Source organism: Thalassotalea atypica, from assembly GCF_030295975.1.
GTDB lineage: Bacteria > Pseudomonadota > Gammaproteobacteria > Enterobacterales > Alteromonadaceae > Thalassotalea_F > Thalassotalea_F atypica.
This window is the reverse complement of sequence record NZ_AP027364.1, coordinates 2,028,573-2,047,828: the sequence shown is the minus strand read 5'-3', so window position 1 is coordinate 2,047,828 and position 19,256 is coordinate 2,028,573. Positions and strand designations below refer to the sequence as shown.

Genomic DNA, 19,256 nt, shown 5'->3' with positions numbered 1-19,256 from the left:
TCTACCTATATTTTAATCCACATAGCTGCCGCTATTAGTACAATCACGGCAACTGCTTTTTTTTGATATTAATAATGTAGTTGCCAATAAAATAAAACACAATTGTGACAACCACCCCAGACATTGCTTTGTCTGCATGTTCTTGAAAAAATCGATCACAACCAAGCATCGCAAGTACCAAAACTAAAGTAGCAATCCATGAAGATAAATACGTACGTTGGTATTGTTCAATAATTTTGCAGACATAACATGATGAGCTTTTGGCGAAAGCAGAAACGACTAGAAAAAACACAAGCGTCCCTAATACGGTTCTGAAGTACCCCCGCTGAGTGCAGATGAAATCACACATTTCTATAGGCAGTACTTTACTAACAAGTTTCTCTATGTATTTTTGTTCGGCATTGTTAAAAAGGTGCGTGTTGATAATACCCTGTAGTTTTTTGAACGAAGGCTCTCCCTCAAGTGGAAGTGGCCAAAAACCAATGCCGCCAAAATTATGTTTCGCATAGACGATATCATCTTCAACTTGTTCGAAACTCTGTTCTTGAGATAAGTCGTAAGGCACTATGATAGGGATGATTTTATTTAACATTTTACTACGACCTTCTCCTTTAAAGGTGTTTTCTATTACTCTTCGTAAGTGCTTTTTGGTTTCGGTTGTTTTCTCTGGTAAATAAATCAATACGTAATTTAATGTTTCCATATCGACTTTGTGTTTAGCGGCCTCTTGCTCTTCTATCGTGGCGCCCTCCGATTTAACCACAGCGCATCGGCTACTTTCTTCTTGCTTCTTAATTTTTCCACCAATGGCAATTTCACACGTTTTCAAGTCAACTAGTGGTGTGTTCAATTTCGCGGTAGAGCAATCGATATTGGCCCCGCAAATTGCTATATCTAGCAAAACGTTGACATGAAATTCAGCGTGATCCTTCTTTAAGCTAATAAATTCATCAGCGATTTCTGATAATTGAAGATTAAACTCTGAAGAATAGTCAGGAAAATATAAAGTAACACCATCTATTGGCATGGATTTGGAGCTGGCAGCATAGTGTTCAGGGTTTAAGATATTGTATTTAAAACTGGTAAGCGCTTCCTTAATAGTTAATTTATCCCACGATTTCCAGTTTTCTAATTCTACGATAATATCCTTTTTACTGTAGTGCTGGTTAGCTTGCTTAATAAATTTTTCACTGGCCTTATACCAATACTTTAAAGCTGTTTCGTGATTAAATTTGCCATTTTCACTAAGGCTTAGCCCTTGATAACCTATCCGGGAAATAGTGCTGTAATCAATTTTCTTTAATTTGTCTGTCTTTGCTTTTTCTTTATCCTTCGACATTGGTGCTACGTGTTCTTTATCAGCTGCAGAATACAACCAACCAGGATATATGTTGTAAGTTACTTTATTATCTTCAATATTTTTTACACAACCACAATCAGCACTGCCCAAAACCGTATTATTAATCTCTATACCTTTGTTAGCCAGAGATTCTACACCCGCGAATTGTGGCGATGTTAAATCTTCCTTTAAAATAGAATGTAATGTTTTGGCAAATAGTCGATAAGTTGGAAATGGTTTATCTTGTACTAGTTTCAGGGTATCCAATATTTTCTGTGGAAATTCAACTTCCATAGTTAAATTGTTTGGCGCTTTATTCGATTCATCTTTTTTGGAGATAGTTTTCATGTCTTCCGCCGTTAACATGTAGTAGTTTGGTTTATATGACTTCTGCCCTATCAATGTTTCTGCTGAATCAAGGCTGCATTGGCGCAGCAACCCTTGGACCCACTCTTTTTCTATCCCTTGTGTTTGTTTGTTAAACCACTGATTTAACATTGAAATGTTACTGACGGCTTTACAATCTGGCTCAACTTTTTTAATGGCCGAATAAATAAATAATGTAGCGATCACGTTGGCTTTCTGATATTCAATTAACGACGAACAAAAACTACTGAGCCATTGGCGAGTTACCTTTCCGACGACACTGTCTGAGAGTAGTTTTGCGTCCTGTTTGTATTGTTGCACATCGTCTTTGAACTCCATATTGACATGGTACAGCCCCACTTGAATTAACATATTTTGTAATTTAGTTAACTGATGATTTTCGTCCAACGCCTGCTCACAAGACAACTCAGCGCTACTGCTTTTGACATCATTAGCAATTGTAAGAGTTGAAATACAACTCAATATGAAACATATATAAAAGGTTCTCATATTGAAGCAGCTAATTTTTCGAACTGATAATACGGTGCTCACGATATCACCTTCCCTTCTTTAAGCATTTCCTTTCTAATGCCTTGAATAAAATCCTGTTGATGAAACAGTTCCTTTTTATTGCGTAGCACATTGATGGCTGCGTGTCTGACAACATTGATAATAGAGCCTCCAGATAATTCGTAGTGCTCCGCAAGGGCATGTATATCAACATCATCGGCAAGGCGGCACCTGTCTCCGATAATATTTCGCCATAATTTTGCTCTAAGTGTTTCGTCTGGCATTGGAAAATAGATGACTGACTGAAACCGTCTGACAAATGCGTCATCCATATTACATTTTAAGTTTGTCGCTAAGATGATGACCCCTGGAAAACTCTCAGTTCGCTGCAATAAATAAGCGATTTCTTGGTTAGCATGACGGTCATTCGATGAAGATTCTCCAGTGCGTTTTCCAAACAAAGCATCAGCCTCATCAAAAAACAGTATCCAGTTTTTATTTTCAGCCTGGTCAAAGACATTTGCTAGGTTCTTTTCCGTCTCGCCAATATATTTAGAAACAATAGCAGATAGATCAATTCGATAAACATCCATTCCTGTTTTCTTGCCTATCAATGTTGCAGTCAGTGACTTCCCGGTACCTGGGGGACCGTATAGTGCAGCGCGATAGCCCGGCTTGATATTCTTTGATAATTCCCACTCGCCCATAATGGTATTTTGAAAATTAACCCAACTCGTGATTTGTTCAATTTCGTCAAGCACATTATGATTTAAGACAAGTTCTTCCCATGCTAACGGAGTTGAGATCCTCTTGGCTGGAAACGACATACTAAAATCAGGTTTGTGTACTACACCAGTAGTAAATAGATTGAGATAGTCGACACCAATTCTAAGACCACTTGATAAAAATGGCTCATCCTTGTGCTCACGGTTTATTTCCACCACTTTGTTCTTTATTAAAGTGCTTTCGTCATCAAACAAGTGTAATGCTGTAAAGCGTTCATTCATGTTGTTCCCTGACAAAATAAAAATTAATGTTTCAACTGTTGGTAAGAAGCCTGTATGCGCTTTTCCTTGAAGTCCTCCAAACTCGGTATAATTTCTTTCAAGGTTAGTATTCTTAATAAAAAATGTATCCAGAACACCCGGCTTAACATGAGGCATTAACGCCAATAAAATAGCTAATCGTTGGCAGTAATTTAAGTTGTTTTGACATATAAATTGCGCATACGCCGAGCTATGTTCATTAATATTTGGAGGGACAATGGTTGAAACATCAAATTCCTGATCTAATTCGAAATAATGAGTTAGGCGTTGTGTCAAAACTGTTTGAAACCATTGCACTTCAAATTCCATCACTTCTGCATTGAGCGCTTTGAGATCATCACTTTTGTTTAATGCGATATACAATTGCTGGGCGTTTATCATAGATAACTCCTTTTGAACCACCACAAGAAGAAATCATGTACGTTATCCGGATTCACTATGAATCCCTCCATGTAGTTGATAATAAACCCGTCATCCAAGAATACTTAAACGTTGAATAGGTCCATGGAAGCCCGTCTAATAAGATGTCAAATGGCTCTGGTAATACGTCAAGATGCCAGTTGTTTTCTTCCCTATACAATGCACCTTCCCTGGCTAAAAATGTTTGGCGTAAACCATTAATACTGGTATTTCCAAGTGCTGGCCATTGTTTGATTACTTCAGAGAGTAAATCATTGATGACTTCTTTTTGTTTATCGCTCAGAGTGGGATCTGGCTTTACGCTTTGGCTTAACTCCATGCCACACATTAATTTGTTTAATGCCAGTTGATGCTCATGAAATTCGCGTTCAGGCGCTATAATATGTTGTAAGACATTTACTGCTTTTGTTTGGTGATATTGATCGCGAAATTTTCCGTGTTGTGTCAACTCCATAATCGAGAATAATCTAGGTAAATATGGAGATAACAACACTAAACCTGCATTATTGATATACGCGATTTGTGGTTTATCATGTTTAAATGCGTCATCTCTCACATTATCTTGTTGATGAGTATCCGTTGCCACTAATGGTGCTTGCCCCCTTTCATTTGAAATATTTCCCGATAGGGTTTTAACTAACCCTTCAACAGTCTTTTTGAAAGAAATTTCAGCAAAGCCAAGTTGATAAAACGAAAGTTCACTGATCAGTAATTCAAGCTCAGAGCTCAATTGAGTAGATACGTTTTTGTACTTAAGAATATATGAATGAAAGTATTGATGAATAAACCAGGCAAGATTAAAACTTAGTCCTTGAATTAGGAAATAATCAAAAATAACTTTCCATTGATGCAGGTTTATTTCTGCCTGAGTAACACCAATGTTCCTCCTCGATAGCAGCATCTGCAATATTGTGGTCAATTCTAGCGTCTTACCTAAGCTCTTAACGTTAAAATAAGACAAAATGATAAGTAAGTCAGATTCCGACACACAATTGGTTAGCTGCATAAACACGTTATCATTAGTCAAAAAGTCAATTAACTCATAATGATTGGCATGCGTTTCGATGTATTGTTGTATTTCAAATACAATTTTCTGAGCGTTTCCCGCTTTAAGGGCAGCACTCAATGCGGGCAGTTTAGCAAGTTCAGGTGAATGTTTTTCCAAAGTGAGCTTTTTATAAGTCTCGTCGCTTGGAATATTCTTATTCTCTTGATAATCATTAATACGGTTTTGGATTTCAATACTCGAAAAATCTATGAACTTCGTTGTGACTAATTGTATTAAACTATAAATTAGGGCCTGCTTTTCATAGCTATGCTTTGTAATATATGTCGCCAATTGAATCATATAATCAGCACATGTTTGCTTGTCTTGGATGATCAAATTCAAATAGTTTTTAATTAGTTCATTAAGCTGATTAACCGATAATGCATTAAGGTTTTTCTTTGAAAGTTGGCAATTCACTAGCCAGTTGTAAAACGCTAGTGCTTCCATAGCGCATTGCTTGCACATTTGACCAATACTAGAAAGTAACTCTGCGGAAATGGGTAATATTAAGAACTGATTCTTTATTTGACTCAATTTCTCACGTTTAGCCATTAATGCTGTAGTATCTTCACTGTCACCACTTGATGCTTGACGATTTCTGACTTTTTCCCACATAGCACAATATCGGTTTCGAACGTTGGCATTATCGTCAAGGCATACACCGGGCTCGGTTAAATAAATATTATTCCTTTGAAACTCGGTAGATAAATAATCAATACACTGTTCAAGTACGAAGTCTTCAGTCCCTTGATTATGAAAGTAACTCAGTAAGCAAGACCATATGATGCGGTCTACACTTTTTGTGCCTTGTAGCCCACCGCAATAAGTATTTAAAGATAACTCATCAAACAGTTTGCACAATAGACCATCGTATTTTTCGTTGAACAATATCGAACAGGTCTGTTGAAGTGCATTGTTCGATATGTTGCTAATGAAACAATTGCGATGCTGAGTATTCCCCACGTATTGAGTGAAGTATTGCCTGACTATATCAGCACTTGCCTCTAAGACTCTGATATACGCTGACATCGAAATGTTAGCGTTTTTCCTGGTAAACAGAGTGAATAGTATTGACTCAAAGTAATTATATTCACTGTGATTGCTTGACAGTTTTGGGCTTAATTTCTTTTCAAAGTCTATTTCACGTGCGGAATTTACGAGCTGATTTGTGGTATCTGTTCTAAAAAAATCCAACACATTTTTATCATCAAGATATTTTTCATCGATGTAATATGATAGTTTTTTCATGATGATATTTTTAGTCAGTCTGCGTGGTTTATCTACTTTATTAGCAACCTGTTTGACCCAGCTATCTACACCATCAACGCCATTATCGAAATGCACATCAGCCTGCAACTGAAGAAATAAGTGATTCCATTTCAATAAATTAAAGTTACCTCCTGAATAGACGCTGTTGTACGTAGCCATATATAACCACTTGTAACGACGGTAGATATCAACAAATCGATTACTATTGAGTAACATAGCTAATCGAATTAACAATGACTCTTTCAAGTGCTGAATGAAACTATAAAATGATGTCTCATTATGTAGTGCGTGTTCGACTTTTTTGCGCAAAAAATCAGGGCACTGCTCAAGCGCTCCCATAACCATGTCGTTGTGAAATAGTTTTGCTCGTTCAGAGCTTTTCATCGCAATAGCCAACGCATTGTTAGGCTCTAAAAATTCAGTTAAGTAGTTTACAATTTCATTCCTCTCAACTGGCTCAGCATCATAATGGCTAGTAGCAGATAAAGAGTTAGTTTGGTCAAGACCTGAATTTAGGACATTTTTTTGCACATACTGGCTTAGCAGCCTTATATCAATAGCCTCATTTAGTAAGTTTTTTTCGAGTGACAATAGGTAATACTTTGACTTTTCATGCTCATTTACCGCTATTCGATTTATTGAGTTCAATAGCTGATTGCTGTTTTCTTGACTCCAGTGACTTAATGTCATCAGGCTAGTTTTTAGTAACTCAGATAGTGTTTTATTGCTCAGTTGAACGTCAATCCCAATACCCTTTATTACTTGCGCTTTTAACGCTTGAAATAACATCAACTTGGTAAATGACGAACCGTTTAGTAACGAAATCACAATTCGATTTAACTGCTGTTCTCTATTATTTTTTAGTTTATAGGTACTTTCTATCAATAGCTCTATGTCTTGATGGTGAACAATTTGCTGATCAATATCGTTGATATATTTTTGTTTCACCGATTCAGACTCATAGTCACTTTCTAGTGTTATAAATAAACTATCCAACAAACATTTAAGAGAATTAGCTCCTGATAAACTGCGGATGCTAAAACGAAAATACTCAAGCAACGACGTTGGTTTTAAACCATTGTTGTTGGCCAAGTTGTAGAGTAAGTAACACAAAAATGCTTGTTGAGTATTAAGGTGTCTTTTTTGAACAAAGAGATATTCAAGCGTTATCGACCAAAACAAATGTCGCCATGCCTCTTTGGCGATTATTGATGCAATGCTTTTACTTTCTTGTCTGCTAATTTTCATCGAGGACAAAGGCAATGTTTCTAATGATATCGACAGGGTAAAAAATGGCAGCCAATCGACTAATTCTGTATGCTCTTTGTCATAATGCGTAATGACATTTATCAGCTGTTTATCTAGTAAATGGTGGCACAATGTTTTAATGATCAACTGCTTATTTTGATAGCATCGAATAAATTCAACTAGTGCGAGTGGAGAATTAAGTAGCAAAAGTTCTAGGTATTTTCTACAAGCATCGCGATCATTTGTTTTTAACGCTCTGGAAAATCCGCTCAGCAATGAACAGCCTTCATTATTTTCATATACAATTGCTTGGTTAACTCTTCGACAATGCGAAGGCTCTGTGAATATAGATGATAATGTATCATCAGATATGGTGTTAAATTCTAGTTTTAGTCCTAATTTTCTAATTATGTGTTTTATGTTATAAGCATCAAAACCACTGAAGTTAGATTGGGCTGAGAAGCAAATAAGCGACGCAAGTAACTGCTCTGTATGATATTTTTGCGCCGTAGTCAATTCTCTATTTTCAATCGTTTTACTAAAAATCTCTTGCAGAAAATGAATTTTCTCAGTACTCAATTTTTTACACAATTCTTTAAAAATTTTCGTTAGTTGTTCATGGTCAATCAAACTGACTAGACGCTTTACGTTTTCAATGCTATCTACATGCTCACGTAAAACTATTGCAATAATACGTGGCTGTAGTTCAATTACTTTCTTCAACAAATTGTATATATCTTGGTAGTGTGCCGCTAATTCTTTGTCTGAAAAGCTGGCTACATTAAGTAGCCAGCTGATTAATTGACACTTTTCTGAATCCTGTAGTTTTTCTTTTTTGGTGCATAACTTGACTAAGTCTTGTTCATTTTTAGACTTATTGCTATTTACTTCACCTAAAATCCGTTCTAACTCAAAGGCCAATCTGAATGTCATCTCATTTTGCAAATTTGCGCTATTTAGCGTGCCCAAATTAAGCTCGAGGTAGTCAATAGTTTGCGACTTTAAAGACAATGCCGAGCTAAGCTTACGTTCAATAATGGGCAATAACGAATCCTGACAAATTGCGGTCAATTCATGCTCGTAACTTGTTGCCTGAGTATGATTTTGAAAAGTTACTTCAAGCGCTGCTTGATCTATGACAATGTTATTGTTCATTTACCCCCCTCTCTTCACTAATGTGAAGATGGTAGATAAAATGAAGCAATTGCTGTGTGAGCTTATTTGTCTGTTTTACATCAACATCATTAGTTGCTATAGCCTTAAGCCACTTCCGGTAACGCACTTCCAGGTGATACATTCGTCTTAGATCTAACCACAAAAACATAGGGTATATATGCGCAGGACAATGCATAGCAATTGTTTCCTCTGCCAGTTTTTGAAAAGTTCGAGTAGAGGTTTTAGCAGTCCAATTTGGCAATATAACTGTCACTCTACTTCCAAAAAAGCTAATTGGATAATTCTCTTTCAATTGCTCTACATCACTGTATTGAGCCAAGAGGCTGTGCTCAATAATGTGCATACCTTCAGATTGTTTACTGATACTTTGGAAGTAGGATATTAATGTATTAGCTGCGGTGATGGCGGTAGCTAAGTCTTGAAAACTGCCAATTGAAAAGTGGCTATTTTCTTCTTGGTCGTAAAAAGCAATATGGGACAAATCTTCAAATGACTCTATTGCTGAAATATCAGAATTTCCTTGAGTAAAGCGTCCTATTTTATAATTTTCAATATTAGTCGCTGATTGAAGAAAACGTTGACTGATAGGTTTTTCTTTACAAGTAAATTTAAGCGGGAAATACTTGTTAATCGACGTCAGAGTCACTTGTTTTATAGCTTGATAAGGTAAGGCGTGGAAGTGTTGATATATATCTTCTGTATCAATATGAAAATCAAAAAATGACTCTGACAACGCTGAGTCCAGTTTATCTTTACTTTCATGGTCTTGAGCAAAATCTATATTTACGTCGTTTCTAAAGACACCAAAGCTTAACGATTGTAACTTCAAGCAACCAAACCCAAGTAAAATGCTGACTTTAAGTTGCCAGCCACTAATATTATCCGTATTCCAGGCAAATTGCGTTACATCCGTTGCTTTAAGTCTGTTTTTGGTTACCTTACCAATATGTGATAACAGCCTTAATTTATGTTCATAGGCGATTCTATCGGTAATCTTATTACCATTATTCGTACCATATTGCTGAAATATATATTGACCGAACTCCTCACCATATAATGCAAGCAAATAATCGACAACTTTATTAGCACGCCGATAAAAACTACTGAACCTGCCATCCTGCTCCATTAGTTTTTGCTCATAATTCTCGTTTTTGATTTGATCAAAATCCGGGATGATGTTGTTATTTAGGAAAACTGAAGTTGGATCTTTATGGACGTGCAATAATGGCGAAAAGAGATATCTTATTTCATCTATTTTATGGATTTGATTTAGTATGATCTGCTCAAAAATCGCCAAATATCCTTTCAACTGAAATGCTTGTGCTCTGCGTTGAGCCGTATATGAAATCGGTATACCTCGAAAATTAATACCATAGTTCGCAGGAAATTGATCTTGAAGTCCTGAATATTGTGTTAGGTAAAGTTCTTTGCTTTTGGTTTTTTTGGAAAAATCATCAAATTGCCTTTTATGGTATTTATTACTGAAATGTTCGGTGATTAACTCGTGATATTTCATTTGATAATTTGAAAAATTAGTCGGTATAATCCGTCCATTAGCAACCAGATTAATTTTAATACCTTCAGAACTGTCAGGGAGTGTAAGACGAATATGCTGTTTATAGTTTTCTACAGATAAGGCATCAACTCGATTTCCTTTCTTGTCGAAAAATGATAACGATTTGATTGCTTTGACTTCAGAAATTTCGTTGATTACCGCATAAAATTCGAATACTGGGATTATCGTTTTATGGCTAATATCGTAGTGTTGACGTTCATGAATAACGCTTGGGCCAATCAATGACTGCTGTAATGATAATTCTTTAGTGTCCTCTGACGCTTTACTTGAACTAATTTGATTGGCTATTTTATGGGTGCAATTCAAGTATATGTTTGCCAAAACTTCAGCACTATTATTGCTATCGTCAACTTCAATTTCAGCCTCAATGGTAAATGGAACATCTTCACTGATATGTATTTCATTTATGTTTTCACACAAATTTCGGTTGGCACCATAACAAGCTAAGACCCTATGTTTGAGGGCGGACTTTTCGATGTCTGAGTTCTCTATCTTGGCTAATGGACTGATGCTGATATATACGTTGTACAAACCAAAACGGTAAGGTTGCTCTCCTATTGTTTCGATATGTATATTGTCCAATTCGGGGACAGCGTCTAGTATTATTTGCTTTAGATCCATTAACGTCGTAGCGTGACACGGAAATGCATCTTCCGGTGCCAGTAGCGAGGAGCGGTTTAATAATTGCTTTACTGTATTTTCGCCTAAGTAATCAGTAACATCTGCACCTGCACGATAAGAGACATCAGATAGTACAAAGCAGAGTTGCTCAAGAATAGTAACGCCGGGATCATGTACGTTATAATCCGTCCAAACATGCCCTGATAGTTCTTGTACTTTTAATAAGCCTTGTTTTTTAAGCGCGTCGAATGAACATGGGTCAACTAGGCTGTGTTTGTCTATAAATACTGATTCGGCTTTCATCCGCTGGCCTTACTCGCACTTATCTGCATTAGACGCTGTATCGCTATTAGAAGCTTTCACGTTATCCAAGGTGTTTTCATCCGGCGCTGTTTCTAAGCAGCTCGACATAAACGGATCATGCCAAAGAAATGTTAAGTGGTATCTGACCCTGACTTTTTCACTATTTGACTTGGCTGTGTCTTGGTGTTTTTTTGAATAATCGCAATGAGTTCCTAATTGTAGATAATATTTTCCATCAACTTTTTTGTGCCATCGCAACTTAATTCGGTGGGAAAAAGAAGAATAATAACTGTGCTGTTTTTTAATCCTTTTTTTAAATGAAAATATTTTTTCGAACAAATTATCTGGATGAAATGTGTTCATTGCCGTTGCGTGTAAGAGTGCATACATGCCTGAGAATTTAAGACCAACTCCAGCCACTACATCAATGGCATGACAGCCGTCTAGGCCTTCAGTAATATCATAAAATGTAGAATCGGCATAAACAACTTTTGGCTCAGCTCCTTCCCTGCCATGTGCTCTGATATTACCATTGACATCTAGCGCTCGCGCAGGAGAGTCATTATTGATGCCGACATAACCTAAAGGATTAAATGACACTATATTACGAGGTTGCTTTTCGTTAATCTTTTGTACCAGATCCAAGTTATTTAGAGTGCTTTCATTAAACTTGAACGACCATATTGGCTCATTAAAGTCATTACGTTGATAAAAGCTGATTAACGAATTTTTGTTCGCCAAAGTAGATATTTGAAAACCCTCTTCAGGTGTTTTGCTAAAACCGTCTTCCCGCATATTCAATGATGAATCAATAAAATCTGAAAAATGATCTGCTGAAGGTAAAGCCCCCCGTTGAAAGAATCGCTTTAAAGTTTCTCTATCACGCTTTGCCATATTCCGGTTAACTCCCGACAATAAAGTTATTTCCAATTTCCATTTCATTAATGCCTGTAACATTAGCCATTTGTACTTTATTTTCCGACAGAATTTCTATGGCATGCACCTTATCAGGTACAGGTAAACACCACGGATAGGTAGATTCGATTACTGTCACGCCTTGCTGTTTCATGGTTACCGTATCGTTAAGCACATAACGTTTTTTGGCATATTCAGAAATATGCAAAACAGAAAAATTAGTTACCGCAGAAACATTCGTTTGTTGCAGTATGAAAGAAACAATCTCTTCGCAAGTAAGCTGCCAGCCAAATAACATAGGTTTTCCTATTGATTTCCATACACTAAAATATTCAGACACTTTTTCATTAAGTTCTTGGCAGTATTTTCCTGAAAGTATTGGGTTATCAAAAAGTACTGAACACCTTACCTGTATCCGCTCGTATCTTGGGTTACTGACTTCAATGGTTGAATAACCAGAGATATAAGGTTTAACTTCTTGGTATATGCTTCTGAGTAATGTGGTATCTGCTCGCACACCGTCAGATATGTTTTGTGATGTTTTTAGTTTTGGAACAACAATTATCAAAACATTGCCTGGCTGAGGCTCTACAGATCGAGAAGACAAGTTTGAAAAGCATTTAACTAAATGCAATTCCGGAAATTTATTCAAAATAAACCGTTCATAATCCCATGGTGTTACCAATCGGTTTTTGTGTCGTAACGATTCACTTGTAGATGTTATTAGTTGCCGTTTATTGGTTTGGTAATGCAAAGGTCTATGCGTTATTACTGCCTTTAAGCCTCTTATACCTTCGATTGGAATGCTTGGCGTCCATTTGTTACCTATTTGATGTTTTTCTTCTCCGTTATGAATGCGTTCTACTTCAATACAGTTGGTGACCACTCGCGCTACGCTGGAAAAATACTCTAAACTAGCATCCGCTGAGAGTCTTACCCAATAGAGATTATTAGGTACGGCATTGATATCAATGGCCATATTCGCGGGCAAACTTAGTGTCACGACTCCCGCAACAGTTAAGGATGAAGTGCCGTCATGTAAGATCTGGTTTGTTGAAAGATTAACCCAGCCAGATAGCGTATAAACAGCCCATTCAATGCCTGGAGTCTTCTCTTTTACTTGTAATGTACTGTCATCAAGTAACTGGAAAAACAAGGAAAGCGTTTGGGGTAATTTTTCACCAGAAAGGCCAATGTATAAGAAACCATCTTTGCAAAAATCAGGCAAAACGGTTGGCAAGAAATTTTTACTTTGTATATGAGCCAGAGTATTGCCATTACCGTGGCAGTGAATAAACTGACTTTTTGAAAAATTTCTATTTTTCTTCTTAAGGTTAAAGTCTATTTTTTCTGTTGAACTATAATCAAGTGATAACGACTCAATATTGGGTGTAAAAGGTTTTTGAGGTAGTTCTTTCGGTACCTTTAACTTGGTATTCTGGGTCATTATCGAAGACATAATTTTAGGGTATACATCATGTCCGAACCCCGTAAATGGCTCTGATAAAGAAAACTTATAGAACCCATTTTTCACATGGGTAAAGCCATTAAAATCTTCCTCACTGACGTGCTCTCGAATTGGTGAAATAACTTCGGCCATACGATATTTTAATGTTTTATATTTTGAAAGAAATTCTTCATCCTCCATTGAGAACATGTTGATATTATCAACGAATTTCCATTGACCATCTTGTAAAATAGATTGCGACAGCTTAAAACTGTCATTGTCGATATGTAGATCATAATCTTTAAAATATGAATAAAAACCACCAGATATTGCCGGGAGGTTTCCCCATCGAATATTCAAAGATAATTCTGTGATATTTTTTTTAGCCGGTTCAAAACTACCTATCATTAAATACGAATGTTGATGAGGGATCGGGCCAAAGACATCAAACGGTTTACTACTATCAATTTGCCCATATTGATTAAAAGCAACAAACGTAGAGAGATCTTTAACGCGCGTATCAATGGTGAGAACGGAAAGGTTAAAATCTGAAAATAACGAATAAGCGTAAAAATTAGCCCCGCTGTTAAGAGAAAATTTCAATATTGGTAACTTGGAATGAAAATGTTCCCCATGAATTTCCGGTTGATAACCTATCACCGACTCTTCACCAGCAGATAAGTGCAATACTACTTTTATTTGAAAGTTCCCGTTAGCATTAGGTAGTATTTCCAAACGTTGATGATCAACCTCTGTCCAGCCACTTTCCGTGGTAATTCTTAATGTAAATGCATTGCTGATAATATGATTGTGTTCGTAAGGCTCAACACTTGTTAAAATATTGTGTATAGCTTCATAGGGGACTTTTTCAAAGCCTTGCTGTAGAAGTTTCTCCTGATTAATAACAAGAATTTGTGACAACTCTTTGCTAGTTAACCATTGAGTTTTAGATAAAAGTTGACGATTAAAGATTTTACCAATTGCAAAGAAGTAATCTTTAGTAGCAAATGAATGCTCTAACAAGTTCAAAAGGAAAAACTTCAATAGAGCATCTTGTTGCCTCTTGATACTTTGTCCAAAGTAATTGCTGATATAACAACGATTAATTCTCATGCTCAATTCATCAAAATTCATGATCGGCTCAAATGACATTGATTTACATACTTCATGAAAACAATTGCTTAAACATTGCAGATTCAGCGCTTCTTGCTGATGTGGTAAGGCTGTTTGCTTGCGCTCTGCATTTTGAATTAACGTGTGATTTATCGTTGAGTTATGCTCATCTTTTTCAACAAGTTCAAACTCTAACGAAACGGCCCGGCAACCTTCTTTCAATTGAAACGAATTGGATGCAATAGCAAAACCTAAATCGGCATCTATTCCTTCTGTTTTGTATGACGAACGACTGTTTTTCCCAAAGAGAGGCCAACTTTTCAATTCAGATTCATCGAGTTCTAATGTCTGCAGCAGCAGGTTATTTCGCTTAATACGAGTCACATAATTAAACAAATACTCAGGTGAAATATAGCTATCACGCTCTAGATAAACGGTAAACAATTGCTCAACTTTCATCTGGCTGACTAAATAATCAGACTGGCTTTTAAAAAGGTTACTGTCCCTCGTTGTTGCTTGGTCTCTAAACTGTTGACCTTTAACAATAGTGGCATATGGTACTTGCACTTGGGGCTCAACCCTCAATATGGCGCGTTCAAAGTTTTCGCGTTCATTCCTAATTTCTAATAGTTCAAAATAATAATGATCCCGATGATTTGATGCATATGCGTTTATCTTATTTTGAACTTGTTCATAAAGCGTTAGAAACGTAATGAAAAGTGCGATGGTTGGTTCATGTTCTTGCTTAGATAAAGTTTCGCACAATTGAGTTGCACATAAAGACTTAAGATACGAAATACGGCTTACAACAGACAAATATATACCGTCATTCACGGTATGAAGTTGCTCTTTATTAATCGAATCATCTACGTTTGAATACGGAAATAAATCATCACATGAAAGGCCAAACTTCCATAGACGATCAAACTCATGAAAAGGTTGCGTTATATTAACGTTGAGAAAAGTTGGAAAACGCTCAATTAAGAATCCTAACGTATGAATTTCCCTAGCCAGTTTATCCTCAACCAGATTTTTTATTTCTTCGGCTAAAATACTGCCTTCATGTTGCCCATATGCGCATAAACGACGATACCACTGATCTAATCTAACTGCATGTTCATAGCTCATTTGTGCTTTTTCATTGGCACCTATACAGGCTGAACTTGACGACTTTTTCTCAATGCTAATATCACAATAACTAATAATATCTGCAAAAATTGATACTTTACTGTGTTCAAATAAAGAAGACCAATCCCCCTCGCGTTGAAGGTTTAGATTATAAAAACTGAATAAACTCGACAACTCAGCACTGTATGCAAGCAACTCTTCAAATGTTGCATCATCAACCAACGCATAATTGTCTTCTAAAGCAGGCGGGTACCTTTGTTCCTGAAAAGAAACACGATGAATATTATATCGCTTAACGTCTGATATTTTGTTTTTCATGATGATGGCAAGTCCGTGCCTTCAGAGAAGTAAAATGGGTAAACCATGTTACTTCTGGTATTGATTTTTCTGATCGTATAGTCCAATAAAATATCGATCCGCCCTTCATAAAAGTCATCAATATTTACAACGACTTCATTGAGCGTTATACGTGTTTCAAAAAACAGAATCGCTCGTTCCACTAGATCGATGATTTCAGTCACAGTACTTTCCGTTATAACATCAAACACCATCAATTTTAGCCCGCAACCAAAAGTCGGATGCATTACTCTTTCTCCAGGATTAGTAGAAAGGATGATTATTAAGCTTTGATAAATGTCGTCTTCATAGGAAACTATATCAACACGTTTATTTTGTTGACTAAACGTAGGAGGAAAGCTCCAACCCTTGCCTAAAAATAATGTTGTAGACTCACTCATTATTAACCTCCTATGATCACAGTCGGTAAACCAATAACAATTGAGCCACCATGGGCAGTGTTATCACCTACTCGGGCTGCAGGTTTTCCACCTATCATTACAGTCGCCGAGCCCTTTATAATGGTGTCAGGAGGGCCAACACAAATAGCACTATCACCAACTACAGCAGCGGGAATACTTCCTATCAATACAGTGACAACACCAGGTCCTATAACTGGACCGCCCACATGAGGGATCGGCGGTAAGCCAGGTGTTACCATAGGACAGGCATGTAAGTCGGTAAGTCTTGCTGCTGGAGGCATAATTTATCCTTACATTGTTCTAATTTAGTTAATCATGACGATCGCACCTTTTACGGTGGTTTGTCCCGATGCAGATAGTTCGGCAGTTGCATTACCTTTTGCAGTAAAACCAACGTTGGCAGTATTACTTATATTTAAACCTGACTGCGCAATATCTGCCTTTGATGAAACCGAGATTTTCCCTACAGCATCAATATTAATAGTCCCCTTGGCTTTGATTGAGATGTCTTTGGGGCTGTCTAACGCAATACCGCTGGTATTTAATGTCACCGTATTACTATTTTGGTCAGCTAAGGTGATTGATTTATCGTCATCACTTAAAACGATCGAGTTTTCACTCGGTGTGACAATAGTGATAATTTTTTTATCATCATCAAATTCCACCTTATGACCACTTCTAGTTACTAAGGCCTTAATAAAGTTATCAGCAGTAAGATCGTAAGGTGGCGTGTGTTTGCTGCTATATAAACTCCCCAAAACAACAGGATTTGAAGGGTCATTATTGAAATAGCCAAGCACCACTTCATCGCCAATTTCGGGAATAAAGAAATTACCAAACCCCGACGAACCGTAGTATTGAACTAGCCTCGCCCACACTCCTTGTGTTTCAGCTTGTAAAACGGGTACCACCACTTTGATCCTATTTTGCCCTTGAGGATCTTCGTCTAACTGTTCTACTATTCCTGTCATTAACCCTTCAACGCCTGGTGTTAGGCCAGCAGCTTTTGAGCTATGAACATTATTCTCATCGGTATAAAATTTTGCATCTAAGCCAAACTGGACTTCGGTAATCCAATTGCCATTGACCACTTCATGACGCACACCACTGATAAATACATTGCCACTAAATCGTTTACCGACACCCTTTATTTCAATAACACCAGCAAGTTTCGCCTTTGCACTTCCTTGAAATGTCATACGACCACATATTTTAGAGAGACTGGATTTTTGTTGCTGTCCGGTCGCCCATTCTTTAAGTGCAGATTGCTCTAATGGCACAGTAGTTTGTAACCTATATGAATCAAGTTTTAATATCTCAGCGAGCGTTGATTCAGTTAGGTTCCCTTGTTTGTTGAGAGCTAAAGAAGAGATTGCTTCTTCTTGTGTTGCTAAATTATCTAAATTCCAACCAATCGATTTAACCTCTTTATATAATTGCTGGGCGTTAATATCGGCTTCAAATTCGATCAAGTCTTCTCCGTATGTAACCGTTAACAGAGCATCACCTTGTGTTTTTGGGTTAAAAACTGACACTTTACCGTCTTCTACAGCCACCAATAAACCGCTTGATTCTGCCCTTGCCACCATAAAATCCCAATCACTAGCATTGTATTGAACTAGCTCAGCAAATTTAGTGGTGCTTTCAGTCACTTCATTAGTAATTTGGTTATATTGATTGAGGATTTGAGAAATAATGTCACTGTTTTTCAAATCGATAAAATTGGCGTTTTTGCGGCCAACAGTCATTGCCAACGCCTCGTCGAAACAATGTATTTTCAATATTGATGTGCTTTCATCTATATGCAAACCGTGTCTTATCACGATACCTTCAAAAATCTGATCTTCAGAATTACCATAGCCCACTTTGATAGTGATTTTTTTTCCTGGACTAACTTCTTCAGCATCACTTAACGGAAATTTTTTGTTGGGCATATCACCGTCGCTAAACACTAATTCAGCTCTGGCAATCTTATTAATCCTCTTTTCGATAACAATGGATATCAACCGATAGTTTTGGTTTAACGAATTTCCTTCGCTAAAAATGGTGCATTTGATCACACCGCTAGAGTTAAGTGCTGGAGAGTCGGCCATGATTATCTCAAGGGCGGAAAGTGGAGTTTGGTACCAGGCTGTAAGTGGCGAAAATCAACTAAGTTGTTTACTCTGGCCACTTCTCGATAATAGCTACAATCTTTGTAAACTTGATAACAAAGCAACGGTAGTGTATCGCCTGCTTTTACTTCAATTAAATGCGATAAATCGGGGGACGAACGGTTTGCTTTTAATGCCTCTTCTTCTTTACTTAAAAAGCCAACAAACGCCAAATTCACTTTGGCGCGTAAAGGATCGCCATTGGGCTTAAACAAGGTAAAGTCAGTCGTCATAGACTCTAAGCGACCAAATAAAATAAAGCTACCCCATAGTAAGCGAACTTGATTCGGTTCATGGTCATTACCGTCATATTTATAAACAACACTATTGAGTTGTCTAATTTGGGTTTTAACGTCCGGTGAGCCAATTCCTGGAATAGGTAGATTTACGACTCCAGTTCCATCAATCATAATGGAAAAGTTAACGTTATCTGAATTAAGTGCGTTAAATTTATTTTCGCTGCCTAATTGCCCCAATGTCTTCTTCTTATTGTAGCAAATAGACTGCTTATGCGAATAATTTGACGGATTTAACATCACTTCAAATTTATTGCTTTGAACAATAGAAATTTGACCATCGTTGAGCTTACATTCATTAATGGTTAACTTTTGTTTCAACCCTGTACTAATACCGCTCACTTACCTTTCCTTAGATTTTCGTAGTTGTTCAGCTACAATTTTACGGCAATGATTTAGTAGCTCTGTTTTAAATTCATCCAATTCACAACTAATATCAGCACCATTTACTTGTGCGATTTCATTATTATCTTTGTCTTTAACTTCAGACTTAATAACCAATTGTTTTATTTCTAAACTCATAA

At 36.9% G+C, this 19,256-nt stretch carries 11 protein-coding genes; all 11 read right to left on the bottom strand.

Annotated elements, in window-relative coordinates; translation table 11 throughout:
- Positions 1–43: 43 nt before the first annotated feature.
- Positions 44–2,188, bottom strand: coding sequence for a hypothetical protein (locus QUE03_RS09475; protein WP_286267447.1), 2,145 nt, complete (start codon positions 2,186–2,188; stop codon positions 44–46).
- Between the two features lie 65 nt (positions 2,189–2,253).
- Positions 2,254–3,642, bottom strand: a complete 1,389-nt coding sequence (locus QUE03_RS09470; protein ID WP_286267445.1) for an ATP-binding protein — start codon at positions 3,640–3,642, stop codon at positions 2,254–2,256.
- 55 nt (positions 3,643–3,697) lie between these two features.
- A complete protein-coding gene (locus QUE03_RS09465; protein WP_286267443.1) occupies positions 3,698–8,401 on the bottom strand; it encodes a contractile injection system tape measure protein in 4,704 nt (1,567 codons plus the stop codon).
- Positions 8,391–10,922: a hypothetical protein gene (locus QUE03_RS09460; protein ID WP_286267441.1), complete on the bottom strand. Its 2,532-nt coding sequence runs from the start codon at positions 10,920–10,922 to the stop codon at positions 8,391–8,393. The genes QUE03_RS09465 and QUE03_RS09460 overlap by 11 nt, the downstream gene beginning before the upstream one ends.
- 9 nt (positions 10,923–10,931) lie before the next feature.
- Positions 10,932–11,816, bottom strand: a complete 885-nt coding sequence (locus tag QUE03_RS09455; protein ID WP_286267439.1) for a hypothetical protein — start codon at positions 11,814–11,816, stop codon at positions 10,932–10,934.
- A gap of 7 nt (positions 11,817–11,823) precedes the next feature.
- The gene (locus tag QUE03_RS09450) at positions 11,824–15,843 is read right to left on the bottom strand and encodes a baseplate J/gp47 family protein (protein WP_286267437.1); all 4,020 of its coding nucleotides are present in this window, start codon (positions 15,841–15,843) and stop codon (positions 11,824–11,826) included.
- A complete protein-coding gene (locus tag QUE03_RS09445) occupies positions 15,840–16,262 on the bottom strand; it encodes a GPW/gp25 family protein (RefSeq protein ID WP_286267435.1) in 423 nt (140 codons plus the stop codon). Before QUE03_RS09445 ends, QUE03_RS09450 begins: the two co-directional genes overlap by 4 nt.
- A 2-nt stretch (positions 16,263–16,264) precedes the next feature.
- Complete coding sequence (locus tag QUE03_RS09440) at positions 16,265–16,564, bottom strand: PAAR domain-containing protein (RefSeq protein WP_286267434.1); 300 nt, start codon at positions 16,562–16,564, stop codon at positions 16,265–16,267.
- 24 nt (positions 16,565–16,588) lie between these two features.
- Positions 16,589–18,376: a type VI secretion system tip protein VgrG gene (gene vgrG, locus QUE03_RS09435; protein ID WP_286267432.1), complete on the bottom strand. Its 1,788-nt coding sequence runs from the start codon at positions 18,374–18,376 to the stop codon at positions 16,589–16,591.
- 2 nt (positions 18,377–18,378) lie between these two features.
- Positions 18,379–19,074, bottom strand: coding sequence for a CIS tube protein (locus tag QUE03_RS09430; protein ID WP_286267430.1), 696 nt, complete (start codon positions 19,072–19,074; stop codon positions 18,379–18,381).
- On the bottom strand, positions 19,075–19,254 hold the full coding sequence (locus tag QUE03_RS09425) for a DUF5908 family protein (protein ID WP_286267428.1): 180 nt from the start codon (positions 19,252–19,254) through the stop codon (positions 19,075–19,077).
- Positions 19,255–19,256: the final 2 nt, after the last annotated feature.

What these genes read in the sequence shown, in the direction of transcription:
- QUE03_RS09465 (WP_286267443.1), bottom strand. Translation starts at nt 8,401, where the DNA reads ATGAACAATAACATTGTCATAGATCAAGCAGCGCTTGAAGTAACTTTT.
- QUE03_RS09455 (WP_286267439.1), bottom strand. Translation starts at nt 11,816, where the DNA reads ATGGCAAAGCGTGATAGAGAAACTTTAAAGCGATTCTTTCAACGGGGG.
- QUE03_RS09460 (WP_286267441.1), bottom strand. Translation starts at nt 10,922, where the DNA reads ATGAAAGCCGAATCAGTATTTATAGACAAACACAGCCTAGTTGACCCA.
- QUE03_RS09445 (WP_286267435.1), bottom strand. Translation starts at nt 16,262, where the DNA reads ATGAGTGAGTCTACAACATTATTTTTAGGCAAGGGTTGGAGCTTTCCT.
- vgrG (WP_286267432.1), bottom strand. Translation starts at nt 18,376, where the DNA reads ATGGCCGACTCTCCAGCACTTAACTCTAGCGGTGTGATCAAATGCACC.
- QUE03_RS09470 (WP_286267445.1), bottom strand. Translation starts at nt 3,642, where the DNA reads ATGATAAACGCCCAGCAATTGTATATCGCATTAAACAAAAGTGATGAT.
- QUE03_RS09440 (WP_286267434.1), bottom strand. Translation starts at nt 16,564, where the DNA reads ATGCCTCCAGCAGCAAGACTTACCGACTTACATGCCTGTCCTATGGTA.
- QUE03_RS09450 (WP_286267437.1), bottom strand. Translation starts at nt 15,843, where the DNA reads ATGAAAAACAAAATATCAGACGTTAAGCGATATAATATTCATCGTGTT.
- QUE03_RS09425 (WP_286267428.1), bottom strand. Translation starts at nt 19,254, where the DNA reads ATGAGTTTAGAAATAAAACAATTGGTTATTAAGTCTGAAGTTAAAGAC.